The following is a 22,338-nucleotide window of genomic DNA, read 5'->3' as shown; positions in this document are numbered from 1 at the left end:
AGATTCAGGCACGAATACTTTTTGCACTTTTTTTGCTGGTACAAAATTTGTGGAAAAGACCTGCTGATTTTCAATCGGAAGCGATTTAATCAGCAAACACTAAATAGCAAATATAAACACGAATGGGAAGCGGCGGTCAACACTTGATAACCATCCGGCAAAGTAGCCAAATGGTGAAGCAAAAGCAATGGTAAAAGACATAATCAAAGAATTAATACGTGCCCGCTCCTTTGGATCAATATTCAGCTGGAGCAAGGCATCTTTACGAGGCATTACAAGCGCACTGGCTACCGCCGCGACAAAAACATAGATGATAATAAATGGTATACTGCCGATCGGAGCAACGATCAGAAGAATCGAGCATGCAGCATACAGTACCAGGCCTATCCACATAGGTATCCGGAATTTAACAGATTCCAGACGGTGCTGTATTCCAATCATGAAAATCAACATCACAGATGCATTCAAAATAGGAAAAAAAGCCAGGTAACGCTCTGCTATGCCTAGTCTTTGCGTTACATATAAGCTGAAAAAGTTGGTACTGACAAGATTCGTTATATGTAAAATCACTGAGACAAAAAGCACTTTCATGATCTCTTTATTCTTTAGCACTTTGAGAATCAGATTCTTGTATTCAAACAGCATCTGTAACACAGAGATGCCTTTCGTCTTTTCCATACGAATCTTACCCTGCCTGGTTTCCTCACAATGCCGAAAAGTAATAATCACCTTGATCATCATATTTACAGCGAAAACAACATATAAAACACGGACAACCGGAACCACAGTGAAGGAATTGATCAGCAATCCTGAAATTGGTGCAAAAAAGATTGCAACCAGACCGCCAATGCTTATCCAGGTATATATTCCCAATAAATCCTCGGAATCTGCATCTTCAATCAATAAGCAAAACCATGCCGTCTGGTTGACCTGCTCAAAACTGTTAAATAAAAATGCAATTAAAAAGAGCCAGAAATTGCCCGAAACAGCCCAAACCAGGCAGGCAATCCCCCATCCAAAGAAATCACCCATCATGGTTGTAACTTTGCGTCCAAGCTTATCAGTGACTATACCTCCAAAGAAGGAAACAATCACCTGAACAAACATCGCAATCGACAGAATCAGTCCTATTTGAACGTCCGTTATCCCTTGCGTGTACATATACAATGTAGCAAAAGGTGCAATCAGGTTATACGGAATGCCCCAGAGAGGCTCCATCAAAATCAGAGTTCTTGGATTTCCTTTATTCTTTTTCAATAATTCAATTAGCGGATGCTTTCGCTGCGCTTTTATTATTTGTGCCATATTTACTGGTTCCTCTATTCTACGATTATTTCGGTACCTGACACCATTAAATGCAGTTTATGGTGTCAGGTACCAGACTATCATTCTCTGTCCTCTTCATAATACGTATCACTTCTCCTAAATCCTTAATACGTTTATGATTTACAGCATATCCTTGCATTATGTATTGCTTTAACACACTATTTGCCCATTTTCGAAACGCAACACCTCTTTTTGATTTTACACGGTATCCTACTGAAATGATAACATCAAGATTATTGTATGCACCTGGTATTACCCTTTCAAAAACCAAATCAATATCGGTAGAAAGTTTCTTACTTGGAATTTTGTAACCCTAACACCCCAATAGTAACGAATACATCTGTTTAAAACCATCTTTATTTTACCACAACAGCTATCCTATATTCTAAACTATCGCAGTCTTATTCTCTTGCCCCGCTGACAATGGAATAATATGCATTGGATGTCATTCGGTATACAACTGCATAAAAGAAGGCGATGATAACAATGCTGATTCCTGTTGTTGTCAGTAGTAGTATCAGATTATTTAGGCCAAACAGTAACAGCAGTTTTCGGATCATCGGGAATGCAAAACCGAGATGGATCACCGCAAATATAATAGGCAGATAAAACACCGTCAACATCTGTGAATTGATGCTTTTACGAATGTCCTGCTTCGTCATGCCGACCTTTTGCATAATATCAAAGCGGGACTGATCCTCGTAGCCTTCGGAAATCTGTTTGTAATAGATAATCAGCACAGCGGCAACAAGGAACACGATACTGAGCATGATCCCAAGGAAGAATAAACCGCCATAGGTACCGTAGAAATCATCACGTTCTGCTGCTATGCTTTCACAGGAGTAGGAAGTGAAGCCTCCCTGATCTCCTTCGTTCATCTGTCCAAGATCCTCTCTGATATCGTTACGCATATCAATTTGCCCTGCCACTTCAATATCGGTATCAAATCCGTAATACCAGGAAGTAATGAGCATCCGGTTCCCGTTGGAATCCACAAGTTCCGAAAGTGAAGCAAGCGTTTTATCAAGGTCCGGTACGACCAGATATAGATTCGGGATCATCTCTGCTGTGGATGTTGCGTCTATGGGCAGTGAAGCAAGCCTTTCAACAACATGCAGCTTTACACCGCCGACGGTCCTGTATTCGGGCAGATTACTAATTTTCACAGAAAACGCAAGTGCTTCTCCCTCACTAAGAATAGTGTTTTTGCCTATCATTCGATTATAGTCTTCCAGTGGAATGAAATGCACCGTAACAAGTTCATCGTAATTCACAGAAAGTGTGTCATCCGCATTCACCTCCACATTTCCATCTCTCAGCATGCCGGAAACCTGCGATTCTCTGTAGTCCCAGACATTTGACATATTTACATTGTTTTCTCTGACAGTCTTATCAATGGTATCACGCACCAGAGAAATGTTGTCTTCTTTTGCCTGCTCAATATGTTCAAAATCTATACGTGCAGAAATGTCACGGGGATAACGGCTGTGTAAGCTGTCCTCTTTACCGAAATAGAGACAGGTGGTGGAGGAGATCATCACCAGGACCATGGTCAGCAGGATACAGATGGAAGCAAGGCCGGCTCCATTGTTCTTCATGCGGTAAGCCATTGAAGAAACCGAAATAAAATGGTTCTTCTTATAATAATATCTCCTGTTTTTCTGGAGAATACGGCAAAGCAGCACAGAGCCTGCAATGAAAATCAGATAAGTCCCTACGATGACCAGGATCACGGCAACAAAGAACCAAACTAGCGCATCCACTGGATTTTCTATGCTGACTGCAAGGTAATACGCAGCGCCTAAAATCAAGACTCCGAGGATGCCAGGAAACCAGTTTGCCTTTGGTGGCTTTTCTCCCACATTTTCGCTGCGAATCAGCTCCACAGGATTGGAGAACCGTACATGTCGGACCGCATTCAGATAAATCAGGAAAAACAATATGGCGAATATGATCGACGTATTACGCACAACAAGACCCGGCACAGTAAACTCATACGAAACATCCCCTCCAATAATATTGGTCAGTCCAAGCTCGGCAAGCTTTGAAAGAGCGATTCCAAAGCCAAGACCTCCAATCAGGGAAAGTCCGGCTATAATTAATGTTTCCCAGAACAGGATCCGGCTGATACTGTGCTTATCCATACCTAAAATATTAAACAAGCCGAATTCTTTCTTGCGGCGCCGAAGCAAAAAGGAATTTGTGTAAAACAGAAAAATCACTGCAAAAGCAGCAATTACAAAACTGCCAAGATTCATCACACTTTGCAGTGACGCGCTGCCAGGCATGTATTCCATAAAAGGTGCATTTGAAAGATATGCAAGAATATAGAACATCGCCACCATAAGCACGCAAGTCAGCAGATATGGCAGGTACATTCGGCGGTTTTTCCGGATGCCATCAATCGCCAGCTTTGAATAAAAACCTGCTTTCATCTTCTGTCACCGCCTTGTGCCAGTAATGTCAGAGTATCGGAGATTTTCTGGTACAGCTGTTCACTGGTATTTTCACCCCTGTATATCTGGTGGAAAACTTCACCATCCCTGATAAAAAGCACACGGGAAGCATGACTGGCAGCTTTTATGGAGTGGGTCACAAGAAGAATCGTCTGCCCCTGCTGATTGATCTTTCTGAAAAGACGGAGAAGCTCATCAGTTGCCTTGGAATCCAGCGCACCGGTCGGTTCGTCGGCAAGGATGATCCTCGGCTCTGTAATCAGAGCACGGGCAACTGCCGCACGCTGCTTCTGTCCGCCGGAAACCTCATAAGGATATTTTTTCAACAGGCCGGAAATCCCAAGCTGTTCGACGATCGGATTCAGGCGAGCATTCATTTCTGAATAACTTTTTCCGGCCAGTACAAGCGGGAGATAGATGTTATCCTCCAGTGTAAAGGTATCCAGCAGATTAAAATCCTGGAACACAAAGCCAAGATGATCACGGCGAAACTCAGCAACAGCAGATTCTTTGATTTTTGAGAAATCATTGCCATCCAGGAGTACAGTCCCTGAAGTTGGCTTATCCAGGGAAGCAAGAATATTCAGCAGTGTTGTTTTACCACTGCCCGATTCCCCCATAATAGCGACATATTCACCTTCTTCCACACTAAAATTCACATTTTTCAGTGCCTCGACCTCATTGCCGCCGAAGCGTGTTTTATAGACCTTTTTTAGGTTCTTTACTTCAAGTAAGCTCATATATTAGTCCCCTTTCTGTTTATTACAGGGATATTATAAGATAACAAGCCGATCCGCTCCATCGAATCAGCTTACAGTCTGACCGTAAAACCTAACAATTCTGTCACATTTACCGGGTATCCAGCTTGTTCCTGTCAAAACTGATTCGAATGACTGTTCCGACGCCTGCTTCCGATTCCGCAGAAATATGATGGCCAAGGTTACTGCATATACGTCTGCATAAATAAAGCCCTATACCACTGGCTCTTTTATCAGTCCTACCGTTAAAGCCGGTATACCCATTCTCAAAAACACGTGGCAGGTCTTCCGGAGAAATGCCTATTCCAGTGTCCCGAATACAAAGTGTTTCAGGTTCCTCCATATAGATGGAGATACCGCCGCAAGATGTGTATTTCACCGCATTTGAAAGCACCTGTTCTACCACAAAAGAAAGCCATTTCTCATCAGTCAGGACAGTTGCATTCAGTTCCGAATAATTCAGCTTCAGTTTTTTGCCAATAAATTCACCAGAATACTTTTTCACAGTCGGACGAACGATGCCATCAAGATCGTATTCTTTGATCAGATAATCCGTGCTTTCCGAATCCAGGCGCAAAAAAGTCAGTACCATGTTAACATATTGATCAATACGGCTCAGATCATTCTGTAATTTTCTTGAAAATGCCGAATCTTCATTTTGCAAATTCAGCCGCATAGCAGCGATGGGAGTTTTGATCTGGTGTGCCCATACGGTGTAGTAATCCAGCATATTGGTGTATTTCACTGCAGACAGCTCCGCCTGTTCTTTTTGCTGCCGGCACAGACAATCCACCATCCTGCCATAGTCCTCTTCAAATATGGAATCAGGGTCCGGCAAAGCATCAATCAGCTCTGCGCTCAATCTCTGCAGATATACAAGATCATTATGCTTCTTGTGTACTGAGATGAAATCAGCAGTCAGAAGCATGATCCCCGCAAGCGTGCAAAGTGCCGCTGGATACAAAACGGCTTTCAGCGGCAGGTGATAAAGATAAAACGACACCACAAACAGAGTGACGAACAGTAAAAAAGCAACAATTATTTTTCGCTTGTATTTGAGATACTTAAAAATCAGTTTCATCTGTAATCACCCAGGATATATCCCACACCGAATTTTGTAACAATAAAGTTCTCAAGTCCCGCCGCATCCAGTTTTTTTCGGAGTCTGCCGACATTGACTGTCAGCGTGTTTTCATCCACGAAGCTGTCAGTTTCCCACAGTGCTTCCATCAGCTTTTCCCGGCTGACGACCTTGCCTTTATTCTGCATCAGTGTCAGCAAAATGCGGTATTCATTTTTAGAAAGGTCTATCTTGTCTCCGTCAAAAGCAAGAGAATTGTCTCCGGTATTCAGCATGGCTCCGTTATGTTCAAGGACCGGCGCGGAATTTCCGAAATCGTAGGTACGGCGGAGAATCGCCTGAATTTTGGCAATCAGTACATTCCTGTCGAATGGCTTGGCAATAAAATCATCCGCCCCCATATTCATCGCCATGATGATGTTCATACTGTCCGATGCAGAGGAAATGAATATGATCGGCACCGAGCTGACTTTACGTATTTCCTGGCACCAGTGGTAGCCGCCCATAAACGGAAGCGTGATATCCAACAGGACAAGGTGCGGCTGGAAATCTGCGAATTCTGCCATAACAGCACGGAAATCGTGCACCGTTTCTGCCTGCATGCCCCAGCCGGAAACGCAGGTTTCAACGGCGCCAGCAATTCCTTCGTCATCTTCTACAATAAAAATTCGGTATGTCATATTATTTCCTCCGTCAGACGCAGAGCCTGCCTTTTTAAGGCAGGTTCTGCGCAAATTATTCTCAATTACTGTTTAATTTTCTGGCTTATTATAGCTTTCTCCGGCTTCAAGTCCGCACTTTCCTACTTCATATGAATCACTCTTCTTCATAATAGACGAGTAATATGAATAATGCATTTTTCTTCAGTCCAAATTAAAAATATTCTTTTATATTCTATCATACCCAATTTTAAAACCTTTGTATATTCTCTCACATTGAGCTTATTCAACTCTTTTTTTGAAGTATTTGTCGATTCCTCCATACCCAATAAGTTTGTTTTCCTTTGTTTTACTTATAAAGTTTTCCAGGCGTTTCTTAAACTCCAGGGGACGCTTCCTCGCCGCATCAATATAGGCAATACGAATCCTCTTGTATTCTTCCGGGAATTTTTGATAGTTATCCCAAGCCTTTTTTTCGCTCCTTATTGCCTCAAGAATATCCTCGGGAAATTCGTAAGGGACTTTGATTACTTCAAGAACGCTCTCCCTGACATTCGGGTGAATCATCCCTTGGCTTTCAAGCCAAATCAGCCTTTCAATATTTGCCCTGGAATATCCACTGCCTTTTCTCCTTGGTGAAAAACGCTGAGCTCTGTGCAATGAATCCATGTTCTTTATAGTACTGTCAATCCAGCCGAAGCAGAGCGCCTCTTCTACTGTGTCGTTATAGGAAAGGCCTTTCTCTCCTGACTCTTTCATTGGGAACACAAACCATATTTCCTCTTCTTTTTCGAAGTTTTCTGCAAGCCATTCCCTCCACTTCGTTCTTTCACTTGTATAAATAGTTTTTAAAGGCTCCATTTTTCTTTCCCCACGAACTAAATCCCTCTGCAAGCTGCGCATGAGTGATGCCCTATTCCATACATTTTACTTTCACATCTATTTCTACATTATTCTTTAACATACGACCACTCTGGTAATTCAACAAATTACAAAATTCAGATAATTTATTATAATACATACTGTCAAGTGTTCGCCACAGCAAATAAGGCCTTCTGTTTCCAGAAGACCCGTATCTCAACATCCTGTATTTACTTTTCGATCTTTGACATCAATACTACAGTCTCCACATGGCTCGAGAGGATAGTAAGTACGTCAAATGGCAACTCTCGTTTATGGGAACATATCCATTGACTTCTTTCTGTTTGTGGAAATATATCCATAGATAAATTGGAATTTATCTATTCAACCGTACGCCAAGATTATATGCATTTTCCAAATCTATAGAAAAGTGTTCGTCATGAACTTTCTTCTTTTCTTCCTCATTAAAACTAGCCATATTGAACTTTGAATAATCCTTTACTTGTAGCGTATTGTAACAAGGATACAAGCTGACTTCTCCGTTTAATGCCTTGAAGTCATCGGCATAGGATTCAAATTTTGCCTTGTAAAGTTTATCGTAAAATTCTTTCGTTGCATTCATCGTAATAAACATTCCAACATTTACATTTCCCTTAAAATAGTTACTGTAATCGTCATAAGAAAGCGAAGAAAAATGCAGTCTTTCCATAAATGCAAAATACTGACTTGTAGGTCTTCCTAAATATATTGGAGTACCAATAAAGAGTACATTTGCTGAAAAGACCTTATCTATGACAGGTGAAAGCTCGTCTTTCCAATAGCAATGACATCTTTCTGCACCTTTTCTTTTGCAAAGCATACAGCTTCTGCACCCAGCAAAATTCAAATCATACAAATCAATATATTCGACTTCTGCACCAACAGATTTTGCTCCCTCCAGTGCTGATTTAAGTAATTGTGCGGTATTCCAGTTTTTTCGTGGACTACAATTTATTGCGAGTACCTTCATTTTCTATTCTCCTTGTATCATATTTGAAAAATTACTTTTATGCGCCATAATAGTTCAATAAAATATCACAGTTCAATTTTATATCCTGTAAAATAGATTTACAAGTATGATTATGAAACATACTAAGTATCATCAAAAATACCACGAGGAGGTTATTTATGGTTCAACAAAAAATATGCCCATTTACAACGGCTCAAAGGCTCATTCAAGGAAAATGGGCTAGCCTTATCATGCACTTTCTAAGCGAGTAACCATTACGCTTACCCTACCTTTATCTCCTACATTTCAAAAAACATCTCAGATCTTTCCTTTTTGTCATAATGCCACTTTGCCTTTTTACCATTTGGATCTGGATACCCTATTTGCATGAATGCAACCATTTCACATTCTGCCATTTCGGGGAAACATTCTTTTTGTTTTTCTGTATCAAATGATGATACCCATACACATCCTAATCCTAGGTCTGCTGCTTCAAACCAAACTGAAGTTGCTACAATACTAGCATCAACAATTCCCATATCTTTTTGGTCACTTTCTCTTATCCACGCTTCCCCTGGGACAAAACCTATTGCAATGGTAAGCGGTGCATTATAGTGATATTTTGTGATTTCCTTGATATCTTCCAATTTTTCATCACTCTTAATCACCCATACGCGAATTGGCTGATGATTCTCTGCACTTGGAGCTGTATGAATCACATCAAGCAATGTTTCTATTTTCTCTGATTCCACTTTCTGTTTCAAAAAACTTCTACATGAATAACGTTCTTCTGCTAATTTTTTAAATTCCATTTTACCTCCATCTGATAAGAAATTCTTATCGCAATAACATATTGATTTTTCTCTTGTTTGTTGATAGGATAAGTATATCAAATAGAAACATTTGTACAAGTACGCACTTTTTTGTTTCTTAAAGTAAAATGTGAAGGAAAGATTATTATGGCAAAAAAGAAATCCGAATTCGAAAATCCATATGAAGAAAAATGCTCCATTGTTTATGCAATGTCACTCATAGGCGCAAAATGGAAAATTCCTGTATTATGGCATCTGGCACATTACGAGATTCTTCACTATAACGAACTGAAACGACATTTAAAAGGTGTGACAAACACTGTTCTCACTAGATGTCTACGCGAATTAGAACAAGATTCTATTGTTCTTCGCAAATCCGATGGATCGGTTCCCCCATCTGTTACATATGAACTTACTGATTTGGGAAAAGAACTAATTCCTGCATTAAATGGTCTTTATAAATGGGGCGATGACCACAAAACCAATGCCAGCAAAATATAATGATATTAAAAGGCTGTTTCATCGACTATTCCTCCCATTGCAGTAACGCTGTTTTTATTTCTTCTATTATTTCTACATCTGATTCTCTATTTAGAAGAAGAATTTGGACAAGTCTTTTCACCATCTCTGGTCCCGTTATATCTTCTTCTTTCTCACTCCCCACTTTTATTGCTTTTTCTTTTAACCATGAATAATAATTCATCCATAAAATTTGAATTTCATACTGAGTTTGTAAAACTTCAAGTCCAAGAGCTTTCTTTATGTTTTCACTTATTACCTCAAATATTTCTTCATTCTCATCATCTAGTTTTACTTGCATTGCTGTCGGAACTGATAACTCAATCTTAAAATTATTTAGTTCTGGTATTTTTTTTGCCACCTTTTCCCACCAGTTTCCTTTTTCTTCTTTCGACATAGCCTTAGTCATGTCATTAGCTGCAACAATTGCTCTGTTAGTAATTCCACCTCTGCTTAAGTCTTGCGTTGGATCTAATTCCTTAATTAGATACTCTAATTTAGCGTGTTTAATATTGCTTTTCCATGATAGTTGTTTCATTGTGAATTCCTCCTTGATTATGTTTTGGTAATTATATAATTACCTTTTATAATTCTATTATACTCATAAAAAGTAATTTGTAAATAACCTTTTTTAACTTTCATAAGATTTGCAGGATGATTTTAAAAAAGAAGACAACAAAAAAGGTGCTGTCAACCTTACAATTACACTTACAAGGTTGCAACACCAAATCTTATTTACTATTCCATATATTGCTTAACTACTACAATCTACATCATCCAAAAATGCTTCAATGCATCCACTATTGCCCTTTCCTTCTCTTCAGGACAATTCGGTTGCTTCGCATCCTTCGACTTAGCAAGATTATAATTCTCCCCAACCTCTAATCCACATTTTCTTTTCACCTGTGAAATATACAGATTAGAAACCTTAAGCCCATTCTCTTTCAATACATATTCCTTTATCTCCGCATAGGTCGCTTTGCTCTCAGCTGATGTCACATCCAACTCATCCAAGTCCAAATCAACCTAAATTCGATCACTCGGTTTTTGTTGGGACAAAAGAACAACCGTCTCAACATGCGTCGAGATTTCCGTATTATACTTCATGGCGGACTACTATATATAGTGTCGGTTTTACACCCTTTTATCATTATATAGTACATTCATAAATTTCTACATCCCAATTATAAATTTAAATTTATGCAAATTAGTTTGATTTACCAACTATAGCTGAGGGATTCCAGTTTGTAGCTCATATTCGTTAAAATCCATTTTTAACTTCTGGATTTCCTGTATAGCGGCTATATGTAAAACGGTATGCGACTGCTATTTTCAGTAATTACTGTGCAGCATATTCTCCATTACTGATAATATAATCACATAATTGTTTCTTATTGAACTGTGAAACAGGTGTTTCAATTTCTTCAGAATACAAGCCCCATATCCATCAAAACCCTATGCAGTCTTTCTTTTTCTTCGGTTTTCAATTCTGCAATTGGATCCAAACATTTTCCTACATGGATTCCCTGCTGTTCTAAACCTTCTTTAATTACTGCCGGAAAAGTTCCCATTCCACAAGCGATACGAAGTGGCGCTAGCAAATACTGAGCTTCCAGCGACCCCTTCACATCACCCGCCATATATTTATCATAAATATCTGCGCAGACTCTCGGTGCTACATTCGCACAACTTGCGATTGCTCCTGTTGCTCCATAGCATAGAGCTGCATGAATCAGTGTATCTCTACCCATCAGCACATGGAAATTATCATTTCCTCTTGTAAGTCGGATATACTCAGCTGTATTTGTCATATCACCAGTGCTGTCTTTTACACCAATAATATTAACAATCTCTGAAAGTCTTGCAACAGTTGTGGGCTCGATGGTAACATTGGTTTTTGGTTTGTTATTATACATAATAATTGGAAGAGATGTACTTTCTGCAACAGTTTTGTAATATGTATAAAGTTCATCCTGTGTCTGAGACACAAACATCGGAGTCAATACAGATACTGCATCCATACCAACATCTTCACAGATTTTTAGTAAGCGTATTACTCCACGGGTTGTGATATGGCTTGCACCACCATAAACCGGAACCCTGCCTTTGGTCTGATCCTTCACTGTCATGAGGATTTCCCGGTATTCCTCATCTGATACTGCATAAAATTCACCGGTTGTTCCCATTGGAAACAGTCCATGAACACCATTATCTATCAGGAAATCAACCATTTCTCTTAATCTGTCGTAATCTACTTTTCCTTCAAGGGTAAATGGGGTTACAATCGGAGGAATAATTCCTTTTGGTACAAAATTACTCATAATATTATTCTCCCTATTTTTCTTTTACAATGCTTGTTCCGGCAATTTTCTCATAATATTTTACAATGCTGTCATGGTCATCTTTGTCATGACCTTCTGATTTTAAAAATTGCATAACTTCCATCATCTGTGCGGTAAGAGGCACTGGTGAGTTGATAGAATGTGCTGCATTTAATGCATTGTTAAGATCTTTGATATGAAGCTCAATACGGAATCCTGGTTTATAGTTTCCTTCCAACATCATTGGTGCCTTTACATCCATAACTGTTGATCCTGCAAGGCCACCACGTATTGCCTGGTATACTAATTCTGGATCTGTTCCTGCTTTTTTTGCGAATGTTAAAGCCTCTGCAACTGCTGCAATATTTACAGCAACAACAATCTGGTTAGCAAGTTTTGCAACATTACCAGAGCCAAGCTCTCCAACATATACAACTGAACTTGCCATATTCATTAATATATCATAATATTTGTCGAATAAATCTTTCTTTCCTCCAACCATTACAGAAAGTGTTCCATCAACTGCTTTTGGTTCTCCGCCAGATACAGGAGCATCCAACATTTCAATACCTTTCTCTTCCAATTGAGCTCCCATATTTTTGCTTACAACTGGATCAATGGAACTCATGTCAATCAGAACTGTTCCTGCTTTTGCTGTTTCTGCGATTCCATTCTCACCAAAAACTGCTGAATGTATATGTGGAGAATTTGGAAGCATTGTGATGATCGTATCACACTGCGAAGCTACATCTGCTCCGCTTTTTGCTGCAATTGCGCCAGCAACAACCAATTCATCAATTGCACTCTTATTAACGTCAAATACTACTAATTCATGTCCTGCTTTAATTAGATTTTTACTCATTGGTTTTCCCATAATCCCTAACCCGATAAATCCTAATTTCATTTTAACCTCCTCCTGATTTTTCCATTTTATTTTATTGCTATTTTTATTTAATACTACTTTTACGTAATTGGTGCCGGGTTAAAGATACAAACGTCATTATAAAGCTTATACTTCTCAGCTGCAGTCCGCATCTTTCCACTCGCTACATCTAAAATATAATCGAATAGCTCTGTTCCAATTTCTTTTATAGATGCATCACCTGTAGCTATTAGTCCTGCATTTACATCAATCAGATCCCCCCACATCTGTTTCATCTCACTTCGGGAGCATACTTTGATAACTGGGGCTGCTGCCAAACCATACGGGGTACCTCTACCTGTCATAAATACCTGTAACGCTATTCCTGATGCAAGTTGGCAAGGACCACAGACAATATCGCTAGCTGGAGTTGCCGCATATATCATTCCATGTTTTGTTGGACGCTCTGCTGGCGATAGCACTTCTACGATAGGCGATGTTCCCGATTTTGTAATAGATCCCATTGCCTTTTCAACAATATTACAAAGCCCGCCTTTTTTGTTTCCCGGTGTTGGGTTAGCGCTTCGATCCACTTCACTTTCTGACAAATAGTTATCATACCATTTCATTTCTTTTGACAATTTATCGCAGACCTCTTTATTTATACATCGTTCTGCAATATAGTGAACGCCATCACGTACCTCTGTAACCTCCGAAAACATTACTGTTGCACCAGCTTCTACCAACATATCCGATGCATATCCAGCTGATGGGTTAGCAGTAACACCAGAAAATGCATCGCTTCCTCCGCATTGCAGTCCTATACATAGATCAGATAGCGGAAGAGGTTCTCTTATTCTTTCATTCAGAATCTGCAATTTCATATCTGCCATTTTCATGAGCGCCTTAATCATAGCGTCAAAACCTTCCTGCTCTTGAAGAATAATTACGTTATTTGGGTTGATATCCGTTTCTTCCAAGAGCATATCAACTGTCAGTTTTTCACAGCCAAGTCCCACAACCATTATCTGCCCACCAAAATTAGGGTTTTTTATAAGATTTCTCAATGTACGAATCGGAATATTTGCTTCCGAAGCATTGATTGCCACCCCACATCCATAAGCATGGTTGATTGGAACAATATCATCCACATTTGGATATTTGGGCAATAATTCTTCTTTCATTTTCTGAACTGCTACATTTAAAACTCCTGTTACACATTGAACGGTTGAGCTGATTCCAAGAATATTCCTAGTTCCTGCATATCCACCATCTGGATTGCGAAAGCCTTCGAATGTTCTTCTTGGCGCTTTAGGAAGTTCTGTATCAATGTTTTTTCCGTATTCCATTTCATCAATATTCGGTGGTTTCGGTAATTCAAGCGCAAATTCATTAATCCAGTCACCACATTTGATTGACTCCTTTGCGAAACCTAGAATCATCCCATATCGCACAACAGATTCACCAACATTGATATCTTCCAATGCAACTTTATGCGCTTGTGGAATTTCCATATTGGTAATAATTCCCTCCGCCACTTTTGCTCCTGCTGGTATGTCTTTTACTGCAATCGCCACATTATCTGCATCATTGATTCGAATAAATAGCGGGCTGATTTCTAACACTTTATCCATTTTTCCTCCTTTATTTAATTTCTTGTGTTTTTGATGTTTTTATTATATAATGCCTTTATTAATAAGTAAAATTGATAGTTTTAAGATATCTCTTAATTATTTTAATTGCAAAGGCACTTCAAGGAGGATAAATGGAGCTAAAACAACTGGAATATATTGTAAAAATCGCAGAAGAAAATAATATCACTCATGCATCAGAAAAGCTTTATATTACCCAATCTGCATTAAACCAACAACTTCTCAAACTAGAAAAAGAGCTGGGAACCGAATTATTTCATCGTTCCAGAACCAATTGGCATCCGACAGAAGCTGGTGAAATATATTTAGAAACTGCACGTGAAATACTTGCTCTGAAGAAAAATGCCTACAATAGAATTTTCGATCTTACCAATCGAAAAAAAGGTTATCTGTCCATTGGTTTTACACCCAACCGGGGAAGCACTATGTTTTCTGCAATATATCCTAATTTCCACAAAAAATATCCGGCGATAGTTATAGAACCCAAAGAATTAAGTGTGTCTCAACAATTGGAACTCATTGAGCGACATGCGCTTGATATCGGTTTTTTAACTTTACCAGAAAAGCAAAGAAAACCCACCCTTTCTTATAAACTCATTTGCAGAGAAGAGATTTACCTGGCTACTCCATCTTCCATGGATTTTACTTCCTGTACTAGTAGGATACCAGGATATGATTTTCCAGTTCTTCCGCTTAAATATCTGAGTGAACAATCCTTTGTTTTAATGTACAAAGAATCTACGATCCTCAGTGTCATTAATGACCTATTTCGCAATGCAGGATTTAAACCGACTACTCTATTCGAAACTTCCAGTACTAACACAATTCTTTCTATGATTCGAGCAGGGTTATGCTGTGGTTTGATACCTGCACATTATGTTGATAAAACTGATTCTAATATCTCTTTTTATTCTCTTCCCGAACGCCCTGGATGGGAGATTGTCTCATGCTATAGCAAAACAGCCTATACCAGCCAAGCCGCAGAAGATTTTATTTCTCTCGCCTCAAAATACTGGAAAACAAAAATGTAACTGTAAGTAATGCAAATGAGGATCTTGAGCAAAGAATTCTTGAAATCAGAAAAGAACACAAAGATTTCGGCTTTCGTCGGATTTATGGAGAATTAAGAAACCAGGATGGATGATTCCTGTAGAATACAGGCTCAGCCTCCTGGCTGCATAAAATTATTGCGTAGCAGTTAAAACTGCTACGCCCTCTCATACAATTCTTTCATCGTTTTCCCGCAATACTCTGCGTTTTCTGAGGTTGTATTTTCCAATGTTGCATAGATAAATGGTTTTTCTTTCTTTATGAACTTCATAATTGATGTATAATCCATCTCGCCGGTTCCTGCGCCTACTGCTTTTAGACCATAGCCTTCACTTACCCGGACAAAATCCTTGAAGTGCACCATAGCGATATCTGGCCCCAGCAGTTCGATTCCTTCGGCTATAACTTCCTCGCGATGATCTACATTATCAAGATCCAATAGATTAACTGGGTCGAAGAGTACCTGCAGATTATGGGAACCGATCTCATCGAGAACCATTCGCATTCTCTTTGGATTATATACAATATGGCGGGCCACAATCTCAAGGGCTAATATTACGCCGTACTGCTCCGCGCAACGTACGACTGGTTTGATATTTTTGATAAATGTCAGCAACGCCTTATCTGTACGACACTCTGGGCAATACTTATACTCCGCGTTCGGTGCACCGGTCTCCGTCCCTACCATTCCGCAGCCAAGAAGGGATGCAAAACGGATATGTGCGTAATACTTTTCCAATGATTGTTCAATCACTACTGGATCCGGATGTGCCAGATTCAAGTAATTGCCAAGTACTGCGATATCCATCTCATTTTTATCAAAAACACGTTTCAGGTAGTGTGCATATCCAGGTGTCAATGCCGACGGACCACAAGGAAATTCCTTCATTGCTTTGCTTAAAGCAAGATGTGCACATGTGTAACCCTTCTTCTTTACCACTGGAAGCAGTGCCTCAATCGGCAAATCCTCTGCGTCATGAAGACGCAATCCTAACTGCATCACATTCTCTCCTCCAAACTATCTTCTCAACTGCTCGCTCACAGCCATCATGCATGCTGCGCTGCCGTGCTGGTTATCTACCATTTGCGCCTCGCTTATATAGTAATCGGCTTTACCTGTACGGTCCTTGCGATTATGAGAATCTGGACCTGCTCCAAGACCTGCACTGGCACAGATGCCGTGCAGACGATAGCGTCCGCCTTCATTCTTTAAGTAAGTATCTCTGATTCCATCTAAGACCTGGCTTCCCTTATCCCAATATTCTTTTGGGAGCATACCCAGTCTTGCGCCCTTCATCAGTGCGTAGGCTATCATAGCGCTTCCTGAGGTCTCCGGATAATTATTCGGAAAATCTGCAAGGTCTACGACCTGGAAAAACATGCTGGTTTTGTTATCCTGGTACTGCAAGATACCGTCTAGTCCCTGCTTAAGAAGTGTCGCAAGTTCTCTGGCTCTTTTTGTATTCGTAACTGCCAGCTCATAGACATCTACCAGGGCCATCATATACCAGCCCTCTGCTCGAAGCCAGGTAGCACTGTTACATCCAGTCTCCGGATCAGCCCAGTCCATCTTACGACTTATATCACAGCCATGAAAATACAGCTTGGTCTTCTCATTCCATAGTAATTTATGCGCACTCTCAAACTGGTCCATGATATCATCCCAGCGATTCTCTCCTATTTCAGCTATATACCTTGCGTAGAATGGCATCGCCATATAGAGTCCATCTAACCATACCTGATTCGGATAAATATCCTTGTGCCATAAATTCCCAGTAGCCGTCCTTGGATATTGCTTCAGGAATGCATAGGCCCGGTCAACAGCCTGGGCATACTTTGCTTTGCCTGTCAGGTCACGTAAGATCATCAGGGATTTTCCAAAGCTGATCTTATCAATGTTATTTTCTCCCTCTATCCAATTCGCCACATTGCCAGAGTCATCTATAAGCCACTTTCCACTGGCAGTAATATACTGATTCCAGCTTGTATCCTTAGTTACATCAGCAAGATTGGCAGCTCCGACTACACATAGATCATCTTTATAATTCCACGCTTTATCGGCCAGAAAATGTGGGAAATCCTTCTCCAGATATTTTGTAAAATACTTAAGCCACATATTGGTATGTCCTTTCTTGTAATTATATACTCCATTTCATTGCTATATTCCGGCAAAATCTGCCACCCGATTCAAAATTTCTACTGCCTCACCCATGGTGACATAAGCCCTTGGAAGAAATGTTCCATCTTCCTCTAATCTCATGAAACCAAAATAGAGGGATCTGGCTACATTTGTTCCATAATTATGATACACATCTGCTACATCGACACACTCAGGCATCGTACTGGATGCATTTTTATAATTGATTCCGCAAGCCTGCATGGTGACTGTGGCCATCTCCTGGCGCGTCACATAGCCCTGTGGGTCTGACTCGCCCTCCGTGTGTTTGGCAAGAAAACCTCGTTCGATTGACAGTTTCATCGGATCCACGCCAGGAGCCTCCTCTGCAGTAATCCCGACAAGGGGAAGCAGCATCTTCGCAAGCCTGCTTCTGGTTATCAATTCGCTATCTGAAAACTCATCAATCGCACGCAGCATGCCGCGGCAGATCAGGCGCTTATAGGAACCCTTTTTCCCACTTTTTCCAATCATCTTATAACTATGACTACTGGAGGTGTGTCCTAATTGATTAGTCGCAAGTACACGAAGCAAGCCTGCACGTTCTGGCACAAGATACTTCGGTCCAATGGCGACTTCCTTCCAGATGACACCATCCTTGGAATTCTCCCATACATAGGAAAATACTTCCGTCGTGCCACAGCTTTCAGCTATTGCACTGACCTCTTCTCCCTCCTGGGTCACACCCGCAATTCGTACTTTAGTGGGGCGCGGATACTCCTCTCCATTGATCTTTACTGCTTCAATCACTGGATTATCCCAGTTCATGCCGTGCATCGTCCTGGCTACACCGTCTATCTTGATATTTCTTAAGACAAGACCTGTCATTGGCACCTCAGGAAATGCTTCCAAAAAGATTCCATAATCTCCCCCGTGGGCCGTAATATTTTCCACCAGGATATTGCGGAATACCGGAAGATCGTCCCCATTTCTTCCATCCTCATAGAGCATGGTTCCATGAACAGCTGCACCATTCACATGTTCCATCACACTGTCTGCCAGAATGATATCTTCTACGATTCCTCCACGGCGCGCGTTGGTCTTAAGCCGCAGGGCATAGGTAAGATTAGGACTGGTAAAATAATTATTGACTGCGACCACTTTGGAGATTCCACCGCTCATCTCACTTCCCAAAGCAATTCCGCCATGGCCATCTGCAAATTCATTATTCTCTATGAGTATATTCTTGCAAGGGATGTTAGCGATTCTTCCATCTCTGTCTCTTCCTGATTTTAGGCTGATGCAGTCATCACCTGTATCAAACCTGCAATTGACGATATGCACCCCATCGCAGCTTTCCGGATCACAGCCGTCGTTATTGGCGCCATGACTGGACAGAGTCAGACCGCTTATGGTCAGGCTCTTACACATAACAGGATTGACCTGCCACATAGGACTATGATGGATCGTAAAATCACTTAATAAAACACGCTCGCACTTCATAGGCTGGATGAAGCTTGGACGTAAGAAATGGCCCGGGCCAAACCTTCTCTCTTTCACTGGCACACAGTCCATATTCATCTTACGAAGTGCCTTTCGGTCATGGAGCTGCAAATCAACCTTGTTGGCTGACCAGGCATTTTCCACCTGATGATGCCAGTTCCACCAATGTTCTTCATCTGCACCACCATCTAAGATTCCTTCTCCTGTTATTGCTATGTCATGAGCTTCACAGGCATAAATTAAAGGGCTATAGTTATAGCAGGGAGTTGCCTCCCAGTGAGACAGCACCAACGGATAATGCTTCTCAATCTCTTCATTTACAAATGACAGAATCGTATTCTTGCTTTGCAAATGCAGCTCCACGTTGTTCTTAAGCTGCAGAGCTCCAGTCCGATAGGTGCCCGATGACAGGATTAGTCGTCCACCACCGTTTCTACTGATGGTATCTATGGCCTGCTGCAATTTAACAGTTTGCACCTCATTGCTGTCAGCAATGATTCCAAAACCCGAACAAGGATACTCTGTATTGGGAATATGCGGTTTTTCAATTTGTCTGAGTATATTTTCCCTCAGCTGTGTCTTGTTCATATGTATCTCCTGGCAATCATTATTTGAATTATTTATTTTTGTTGATTCTTGGTTTACTTTACATCTTAGATAAATATGCCAAATTATCTTTAAGCTTCTCTCCATGCCATTGATGTGTCCCTTCGCATATTTCATGGATGACCATTTCTGATGCCCCCATAAGCTTGTACGCTTTTCGAATGATGTCCACTTGCTCTATTGCATTTATGATTCCTCTTGGTCCATTCAGCATGTCATCTCTACAAGACTGAATTAGGAGCGGCCTTGGCGCAATCAAGCTTCCGATGTCGCCCATATCCAGATGTTCCCAGAGATGAGGCACATAATTGCAGGAGCAATTGCGGTTCAAGGTCATCAGCGCATCGCGATAACCATACATATAGCCACTTATAATGGCAAGTCCTACCCTGTCGTCCAGGGCCGCAAGCCACAGTACCTGCATTCCGCCACCCGAAAACCCAAGACAGCTGATTTTCTTATCCTTCCAGTCTCCCCGCTGCTTAACATAGTCTATCGCCCGCATCAGATCCCAGGTCAGCATTCCAGCAACAGGGATTCCAAGAGGTTCTCCCATATGGGCCAGCCAGTAACAGTCACCCTTTAAAGCAGCGAGTTCATCTTTCGTATCAGCGATGTCTTCTCGTCTCTCTCCAAAACCACGGCAATCTGGACATACCGCTACATACCCAAGCTTGGCGAGTTCATAACCATAGTCATAGTGATACTGCTTAATCTTTTCATTTACCGCACTGTATTCCTTTCGTCCTGCCACTGCATATTTACCTCCACCGTTATGACCTGGTGGGCAGAGAAATACTCTCGTGTTGCTGTCAGCTCCTTCAGGAATCAGGATATACATCGGCATCCACACATCCGGCTCCACCTGGATACGAATATGTTCTCTTTTAATGCTGCTTGATTTCTCTGCCCTATGTTCTGCTGTGGACTTTGATACCGGCTCAGCTGCGGTATCAGGCTCTACTTCTATTGCTATCTCAGTTACATCTTCCATAACTGGATTTAAATCACAAAATTCCATCTTATGAATGCCGAGCAGATTCGTAAGAAGCTTTCTTATCTCCTCTTTCCAGGCCAGGAATTCTTCCTTCGTCTTACCCTTAAAACAATCCTTCCTTGCGTAGGCATCGAACTTTTTTAGCATAGATGTAAGGGAGCCGTAGCAGCGATCTATATCTGGAAGCATCTTTATATTCTCCAACTTCATTTTCTTAACTATCTCATTTCAATCAGTCATCACAAGCTGCATTCTCAGTCATTGCTACATTTGCCAAAGCCACTTTTTTCTGCTTTCTGTAATCTGAGATAATTGGCCATACCAGGCAGAATAACGATACAAGCAACAGAATTGCTGAGATTGGTCTTGTGATGAACTCCTCGTAGCTGCCATGTGCATAGCTGATTCCCTGACGGAAATATTTCTCTAACTTACTTGATAAAATAAATGCAAGCACAAGTGGAGAGGTTGGCAGACCTGCCATACTCATAAATATAGCAAGAAAACAAAGTGCCAACATAACATAAATATTGAACATCGTGTTAGATATTCCATATCCTCCTATAAAACAGATTACAAGAATCACTGTATATAAATAATGATAAGGAACCTTCAAAATATACGGAAACCAACGCTTCGTCAGAATCTGTACAAAGTAGGTAACAACAGCCGCAACCATGACACAGGCAAAAATCAGGCTGGCAAGTTCTGGCTGTTCAGACATAAACAATGGTCCTGCCTGTAATCCATGAATCGTAAGACCTGCAATCAACATAGCTGTAATTCCATCTCCCGGAATACCAAGTGCCATCATTGGAATCAATGCTCCACCGATAGAAGCATTATTGGCTGTCTCTGAAGCCCATACACCGGCCGGGTTACCCTTACCGAAGCTCTCTGGATTCTTGCTTATGCTCTTTGCATAGCCGTAAGCAACCATGTTCGAGATACCGGAACCCATACCTGGAAGGAAACCGATCCACAACCCAGTAACAAATGCAAAAACAATGCTTTTGATATTTTCAAAAATATCCTTAAATTTAATGCCAAGTCCCTTCATCTTACCTGCATCTGCAGCTGGCATCTTTGCTTCGCCCTTGGCAGAATCACGGATAATCTGACAGATAGCGAACATACCAAGCATCTGAGCTACCGTGCTAATACCAGAGCTTAAGTAAGCATTTCCAAAAGTAAAACGAGTGGAACCATTAATTGGGTCCATACCGATACTACCCATCAACAGACCGATACCTGCCGCCATGATCCCCTTGAAGATGTTGCCCTTAGAAAGGGAAGTTATCAAGGTGATGGCGCAAAAGCACAGTGAGAAATACTCCCATGGTCCCAGATGCAGAGCGAACTCTGCAATAACATGCGAAAGAACTGTAGCAATAGCAACAGAGCCTACGGTTCCAATAAAGGAAGCTGTCATACCGATACCAAGTGCCTTACCGGCCTGTCCATTCTTCGTCATCGGAAACCCATCAAAGCAGGTAGCGATGGCCGATGAGGAACCGGGTATACCAATCAAAACCGCTGAGATAAAAGCTCCCGACACCCCACCAATCCAGATTGAAAGCAACAATACAAAGGATGTCTCTGCAGAAAGGCCAAATGTAACAGGTAGCAATAATGCGATACCAAGGGTTGCTGAAAGGCCCGGGATAGCTCCGAATACGATACCAAGGGAAACCATGGCTACGATCAGAAGCATATTATTTGGTTGAAGACAGATTGATAATGCATGCATATATGCTGTCATTTTTTTGCT

General features: G+C 41.0%; 20 protein-coding genes and 1 pseudogene. 2 read left to right on the top strand and 19 right to left on the bottom strand.

The window, feature by feature from the left end:
* Window positions 1–99: 99 nt before the first annotated feature.
* The 9 genes from BJR36_RS15720 to BJR36_RS15680 all read right to left on the bottom strand — a co-directional run bounded on the left by BJR36_RS15720 (window position 100) and on the right by BJR36_RS15680 (window position 8,941).
* Window positions 100–1,257 carry an MFS transporter gene (locus tag BJR36_RS15720; protein ID WP_242875618.1) on the bottom strand — a complete coding sequence of 386 codons (1,158 nt, stop codon included), beginning with the start codon at window positions 1,255–1,257 and terminating at the stop codon, window positions 100–102.
* A gap of 94 nt (window positions 1,258–1,351) precedes the next feature.
* The gene (gene rhuM / locus BJR36_RS20995; RefSeq protein WP_330387960.1) at window positions 1,352–1,597 is read right to left on the bottom strand and encodes a RhuM family protein; all 246 of its coding nucleotides are present in this window, start codon (window positions 1,595–1,597) and stop codon (window positions 1,352–1,354) included.
* Between the two features lie 130 nt (window positions 1,598–1,727).
* On the bottom strand, window positions 1,728–3,761 hold the full coding sequence (locus BJR36_RS15710) for an ABC transporter permease (protein WP_091236120.1): 2,034 nt from the start codon (window positions 3,759–3,761) through the stop codon (window positions 1,728–1,730).
* Window positions 3,758–4,522 carry an ABC transporter ATP-binding protein gene (locus BJR36_RS15705; RefSeq protein ID WP_091236118.1) on the bottom strand — a complete coding sequence of 255 codons (765 nt, stop codon included), beginning with the start codon at window positions 4,520–4,522 and terminating at the stop codon, window positions 3,758–3,760. Before BJR36_RS15705 ends, BJR36_RS15710 begins: the two co-directional genes overlap by 4 nt.
* A 109-nt stretch (window positions 4,523–4,631) precedes the next feature.
* On the bottom strand, window positions 4,632–5,621 hold the full coding sequence (locus BJR36_RS15700) for a sensor histidine kinase (RefSeq protein ID WP_091236116.1): 990 nt from the start codon (window positions 5,619–5,621) through the stop codon (window positions 4,632–4,634).
* Complete coding sequence (locus BJR36_RS15695; protein ID WP_091236114.1) at window positions 5,618–6,301, bottom strand: response regulator transcription factor; 684 nt, start codon at window positions 6,299–6,301, stop codon at window positions 5,618–5,620. Before BJR36_RS15695 ends, BJR36_RS15700 begins: the two co-directional genes overlap by 4 nt.
* Window positions 6,302–6,562: 261 nt before the next feature.
* The gene (locus BJR36_RS15690; RefSeq protein ID WP_091236112.1) at window positions 6,563–7,141 is read right to left on the bottom strand and encodes a YdeI/OmpD-associated family protein; all 579 of its coding nucleotides are present in this window, start codon (window positions 7,139–7,141) and stop codon (window positions 6,563–6,565) included.
* 376 nt (window positions 7,142–7,517) lie between these two features.
* Window positions 7,518–8,150, bottom strand: a complete 633-nt coding sequence (locus BJR36_RS15685) for a flavodoxin family protein (RefSeq protein ID WP_091236110.1) — start codon at window positions 8,148–8,150, stop codon at window positions 7,518–7,520.
* A 278-nt stretch (window positions 8,151–8,428) separates the two neighbouring features.
* Window positions 8,429–8,941, bottom strand: coding sequence for a nitroreductase family protein (locus tag BJR36_RS15680; RefSeq protein ID WP_091236106.1), 513 nt, complete (start codon window positions 8,939–8,941; stop codon window positions 8,429–8,431).
* Between the two features lie 147 nt (window positions 8,942–9,088).
* On the opposite strand from BJR36_RS15680, the gene BJR36_RS15675 reads away from it, so the two are divergent.
* Window positions 9,089–9,442, top strand: coding sequence for a winged helix-turn-helix transcriptional regulator (locus BJR36_RS15675; RefSeq protein ID WP_091236104.1), 354 nt, complete (start codon window positions 9,089–9,091; stop codon window positions 9,440–9,442).
* Between the two features lie 25 nt (window positions 9,443–9,467).
* On the opposite strand, the gene BJR36_RS15670 is transcribed toward BJR36_RS15675, so the two are convergent.
* The 5 genes and pseudogenes from BJR36_RS15670 to garD all read right to left on the bottom strand — a co-directional run bounded on the left by BJR36_RS15670 (window position 9,468) and on the right by garD (window position 14,277).
* The gene (locus BJR36_RS15670) at window positions 9,468–9,998 is read right to left on the bottom strand and encodes a hypothetical protein (RefSeq protein ID WP_091236102.1); all 531 of its coding nucleotides are present in this window, start codon (window positions 9,996–9,998) and stop codon (window positions 9,468–9,470) included.
* A gap of 230 nt (window positions 9,999–10,228) precedes the next feature.
* Window positions 10,229–10,546: pseudogene (locus tag BJR36_RS15665) on the bottom strand (23S rRNA (uracil(1939)-C(5))-methyltransferase RlmD); the annotation flags it as partial.
* 338 nt (window positions 10,547–10,884) lie between these two features.
* A complete protein-coding gene (gene dapA, locus BJR36_RS15660) occupies window positions 10,885–11,781 on the bottom strand; it encodes a 4-hydroxy-tetrahydrodipicolinate synthase (protein WP_091236100.1) in 897 nt (298 codons plus the stop codon).
* A 13-nt stretch (window positions 11,782–11,794) separates the two neighbouring features.
* Complete coding sequence (gene garR / locus BJR36_RS15655) at window positions 11,795–12,715, bottom strand: 2-hydroxy-3-oxopropionate reductase (protein ID WP_278276595.1); 921 nt, start codon at window positions 12,713–12,715, stop codon at window positions 11,795–11,797.
* A gap of 29 nt (window positions 12,716–12,744) precedes the next feature.
* Window positions 12,745–14,277, bottom strand: a complete 1,533-nt coding sequence (garD, locus tag BJR36_RS15650; RefSeq protein ID WP_091236094.1) for a galactarate dehydratase — start codon at window positions 14,275–14,277, stop codon at window positions 12,745–12,747.
* A gap of 131 nt (window positions 14,278–14,408) precedes the next feature.
* On the opposite strand from garD, the gene BJR36_RS15645 reads away from it, so the two are divergent.
* Window positions 14,409–15,326 carry a LysR family transcriptional regulator gene (locus tag BJR36_RS15645; protein ID WP_091236092.1) on the top strand — a complete coding sequence of 306 codons (918 nt, stop codon included), beginning with the start codon at window positions 14,409–14,411 and terminating at the stop codon, window positions 15,324–15,326.
* A 176-nt stretch (window positions 15,327–15,502) separates the two neighbouring features.
* Here the strand turns inward: BJR36_RS15645 and BJR36_RS15640 are convergent, their stop codons facing one another.
* From BJR36_RS15640 to BJR36_RS15620, 5 genes are read right to left on the bottom strand one after another with little or no spacing between them, the layout of a single operon-like run.
* The gene (locus BJR36_RS15640) at window positions 15,503–16,345 is read right to left on the bottom strand and encodes a sugar phosphate isomerase/epimerase family protein (protein ID WP_169823739.1); all 843 of its coding nucleotides are present in this window, start codon (window positions 16,343–16,345) and stop codon (window positions 15,503–15,505) included.
* An 18-nt stretch (window positions 16,346–16,363) separates the two neighbouring features.
* Entirely contained in the window at window positions 16,364–17,461 is a 1,098-nt protein-coding gene (locus tag BJR36_RS15635) for a glycoside hydrolase family 88/105 protein (RefSeq protein WP_091236089.1), read from the bottom strand.
* A 42-nt stretch (window positions 17,462–17,503) separates the two neighbouring features.
* On the bottom strand, window positions 17,504–19,552 hold the full coding sequence (locus tag BJR36_RS15630) for a glycoside hydrolase family 28 protein (RefSeq protein WP_169823738.1): 2,049 nt from the start codon (window positions 19,550–19,552) through the stop codon (window positions 17,504–17,506).
* 58 nt (window positions 19,553–19,610) lie between these two features.
* Window positions 19,611–20,756 carry a dienelactone hydrolase family protein gene (locus BJR36_RS15625; RefSeq protein ID WP_242875617.1) on the bottom strand — a complete coding sequence of 382 codons (1,146 nt, stop codon included), beginning with the start codon at window positions 20,754–20,756 and terminating at the stop codon, window positions 19,611–19,613.
* Window positions 20,757–20,799: 43 nt separating this feature from the next.
* Window positions 20,800–22,329 carry a tripartite tricarboxylate transporter permease gene (locus BJR36_RS15620; protein ID WP_091236087.1) on the bottom strand — a complete coding sequence of 510 codons (1,530 nt, stop codon included), beginning with the start codon at window positions 22,327–22,329 and terminating at the stop codon, window positions 20,800–20,802.
* Window positions 22,330–22,338 lie beyond the last annotated feature (9 nt).

Source organism: Anaerobium acetethylicum, assembly GCF_900096945.1.
In the GTDB taxonomy this organism is placed as follows: Bacteria; Bacillota; Clostridia; order Lachnospirales; family Lachnospiraceae; genus Anaerobium; species Anaerobium acetethylicum.
This window is presented reverse-complemented; position numbering and strand designations above follow the sequence as displayed.